Origin of the sequence: Saccharomonospora iraqiensis subsp. iraqiensis (assembly GCF_000430445.1) — a bacterium.
In the GTDB taxonomy this organism is placed as follows: Bacteria; Actinomycetota; Actinomycetes; order Mycobacteriales; family Pseudonocardiaceae; genus Saccharomonospora; species Saccharomonospora iraqiensis.
Window position 1 is genome coordinate 1 of the sequence record NZ_AICW01000001.1, and the last position, 2956, is coordinate 2956.

The window sequence follows — 2956 nt, forward strand, 5'->3', positions numbered from 1 at the left end:
GTGGCGGCGCGGCCGTGCCTGACCCCGTGTCCGATCGCGCACCCGGCACCGACCCGGCCGCCGGTGGTGCGGCGCCGTCCGCGGACGGCGACCGGATCACCCTCACCGGCCTGCGGGTCTTCGGCAGGCACGGGGTGTTCGAACACGAGCGCCGGGACGGGCAGGAGTTCGTCCTCGACCTGACGGTGTGGCTCGATCTCGCCCCGGCCGCCGCCACGGACGATCTGTCCGACACGCTCGACTACGGTGCGCTCGCCGCGTCCGCGGCCGACATCGTCGCGGGACCGCCGCAGGATCTGATCGAGAGCGTGGCCGGCCGGGTGGCCGACGAGGTCCTCACCGACGAGCGGATCCGGCGCGTCGAGGTCACCCTGCACAAGCCGTCGGCACCGATCCCGAGGACGTTCACCGACGTCGCGGTGACCCTCACCCGCGGCAGGCACGACGTCACGGGGCCCGATCACCCGGGCGACCAGGGACCGGGGCGGACGCCGTGAGCAGGGCCGTCCTCTCCCTCGGCTCGAACCTCGGCGACCGGTTGTCCTACCTGCGGCTGGCCGTCGACGGCCTGCGGGACGTGCTGGTGTCCGTCTCCGGTGTCTACGAGACGAAGCCGTGGGGGGTGACCGACCAGCCGGACTTCCTCAACGCGGTGTGCGTGGTCGACGACCCGTCCCGGGACCATCGGGACTGGCTGCGCACCGCCCAGGACCTGGAGCGGCGTGCCGAGCGGGTGCGTGAGACACGGTGGGGCCCGCGCACCCTCGACGTCGACGTCGTGACCGTGGACGACGTCCGCAGTGACGATCCCGATCTGCTGCTGCCGCACCCGGGCACGGCCGACCGGGCGACGGTGCTCATTCCCTGGCTGGAGATCGACCCGGACGCCGAGGTACCCGGTCGGGGCCGGGCCGCCGACCTGCTGGCCGCCCTCCCCCGATCCGACCACGACGACGTCCACCACCGCCCGGACCTGACCCTCTGATGCGCCGATGCGTCGATGCTCTGGTCGGTACGAGTGCTATGGTGGACGTATGCGGACGACACTCGACATCGACGACAGCGTGCTCGCGGCAGCCCGTGCCATCGCGCAAAGTGAGAACCGGTCGCTGGGTGACGTCGTGTCTGACCTGGCTCGTCGGGGGTTGATTCCGGATCAACGGGATTCCTCGACCTTCCCCACATTCGATGTCGCTCCCGACGCGCCGATGATCACTGTCGACATGGTGGAACGTGCACTCGACGAGTGACAGCGGTGGCGCGCGATTGCTCGACGTCAATGTCCTGGTCGCGCTCGGGTGGCCCAACCACGTACACCATCGGCCTGCGCGGGAGTGGTTCGAGCGGATCAGTGCGCAGGGCTGGGCGACGACGCCGGTCACGGAACTCGGTTTCGTGCGGGTCTCCTCCAACAACCGTGTGATTCCCGGTGCGGCAGCACCGCGGGAAGCGATGCGCGTGCTCGAAGCACTGTGTGAGATCGGGTCCCACGAATTCTGGCCGGACACCAGTCGCCTTCTCCGGCCTCCGTTCGATCTGACGGGATTGAGTACCTCCCGGCAGTTGACCGACGTGCATCTCGTCGCCCTGGCGGTCGCTCGGGGTGGTGCGCTCGCGACGTTCGACCGTGGGGTGTCCAATGCGGTCGGTTCGGCGGGTTCGGTCCACGTGGAGCTCATACCGGCGGACCCGGCGCCGTAGTGCCGTCGGCGGTGCCGCGGGAGGTCACCGTCGGATGCGCCTCGTGTGCCGTGGGTACGGTGGGACCATGCAGTTCACGCGGGCACGGGATCTCGTCGTCGCCGCGGTGCTCGGTTTCGGACTGACGTTCCCGTTGTTCCGCGCCGCATATCAGTCCCTGCCCGCCCTGCCCACCCTGGCCGGGACGACCCTGCTCGTGCTGGCGGTGGCGGAGTTCGTGCTCGCGTTCGTCGTGCGCGCCCGGATCCGCGAGCACCGGGTCGTCACCGGGCTGGGCATCGCCCGGACGGTCGCGCTGGCCAAGGCGTCCTCGCTGCTCGGGGCGCTGATGGGCGGCGCGTGGCTCGGTGCGTTGGCCTACCTGGGGCCCCGTTCCGGGCGGGTCACGGCCGCCGCGGACGACCTGCCCGCCACGATCGTCGGGGTGGTCAGTGCCGCGGCGTTGATCGGTGCGGCGCTGTGGTTGGAGTACAACTGCCGGACACCGGACGAGGGTGATCGGGGCCGCGGTCAACCGCCGACCGGTTAGCGCACGCAACCCACCGCTCGAAGTACCGAGAAGGTCTCGACGAGGTCACCGGAAGGTACGGTATCGGCATGACTGGCGTGGGTGACGACGCGCACGACCGATCGTCCGGTCGGCCGTGGCTGACCGTCGGCTTCCTCCTCGCCATCGGCGCCACCCTCGCGCTGGTGCTCACCGACGACCTCCGTTGGGTCCGGCTCGCGGTCGTGGCCGCGTTGTGGGCGGCGCTGATCGGGACGCTGGTGGCCGTGAAGAACCGCAGGGCCGCGGCGGCGAGCGAGAAGTCGGCGGAGAAGGCTCAGCGGATCTACGAGCTGGAGCTCGAGAAGGAGGTCGCGGCCCGTCGCGAGTTCGAGCGCGAGGTCGAGGCCGAGGCGCGGCAGCGGGAGGTCGAGGCGCGGCAGCGTGCCGAGGCGGCCTCGCAGGCGGAGCTCGAGGCGTTGCGGACCGAGCTGAGCACCCTCCGGGAGAGCCTGCAGACGCTGCTCGGGGGCGAGGTCCTCTGGGAGCGCGTCGCGCTGACGGCCCAGTCGACGCGGATGCGGTCGTTCGGCGAGGAGCCGGTGCTGGTGGCCGCGGGCGAGGCCGGTGAGTCCCGGCCCGCCGCCATCACGATCGGCCCGGACGCGGAGGCCGCCGACCGCCCCACCGAACTGATCAGCCGGGTCGCCGGTCCCGACGCGGAGCGGGCGTCCACCGCGGGCACGCACAACGGCGGTTCCGGCCTCG

General features: G+C 71.5%; 6 protein-coding genes. All 6 read left to right on the plus strand.

Annotated features, from left to right (window positions below):
* Positions 1 to 95 precede the first annotated feature (95 nt).
* Positions 96 to 497, plus strand: coding sequence for a dihydroneopterin aldolase (gene folB / locus ACTIR_RS20875; RefSeq protein WP_052583653.1), 402 nt, complete (start codon positions 96 to 98; stop codon positions 495 to 497).
* Positions 494 to 985 (plus strand): 2-amino-4-hydroxy-6-hydroxymethyldihydropteridine diphosphokinase, encoded by a 492-nt coding sequence (gene folK / locus ACTIR_RS0100010; RefSeq protein ID WP_026452754.1) that lies wholly within the window; start codon positions 494 to 496, stop codon positions 983 to 985. The genes folB and folK overlap by 4 nt, the downstream gene beginning before the upstream one ends.
* 49 nt (positions 986 to 1034) lie before the next feature.
* Positions 1035 to 1250: a hypothetical protein gene (locus ACTIR_RS0100015; protein ID WP_026452755.1), complete on the plus strand. Its 216-nt coding sequence runs from the start codon at positions 1035 to 1037 to the stop codon at positions 1248 to 1250.
* The gene (locus ACTIR_RS0100020; RefSeq protein ID WP_026452756.1) at positions 1234 to 1701 is read left to right on the plus strand and encodes a TA system VapC family ribonuclease toxin; all 468 of its coding nucleotides are present in this window, start codon (positions 1234 to 1236) and stop codon (positions 1699 to 1701) included. Before ACTIR_RS0100015 ends, ACTIR_RS0100020 begins: the two co-directional genes overlap by 17 nt.
* A 67-nt stretch (positions 1702 to 1768) precedes the next feature.
* Positions 1769 to 2230, plus strand: coding sequence for a DUF3180 domain-containing protein (locus ACTIR_RS0100025; protein WP_026452757.1), 462 nt, complete (start codon positions 1769 to 1771; stop codon positions 2228 to 2230).
* 68 nt (positions 2231 to 2298) lie between these two features.
* A partial coding sequence (locus ACTIR_RS0100030; protein ID WP_034237449.1) for a DUF6779 domain-containing protein occupies positions 2299 to 2956 on the plus strand: 658 nt, incomplete at its 3' end.

Coding starts and splice junctions, on each gene's coding strand:
- ACTIR_RS0100015 (WP_026452755.1), top strand. CDS start 1,035: ATGCGGACGACACTCGACATCGACGACAGCGTGCTCGCGGCAGCCCGT.
- ACTIR_RS0100025 (WP_026452757.1), top strand. CDS start 1,769: ATGCAGTTCACGCGGGCACGGGATCTCGTCGTCGCCGCGGTGCTCGGT.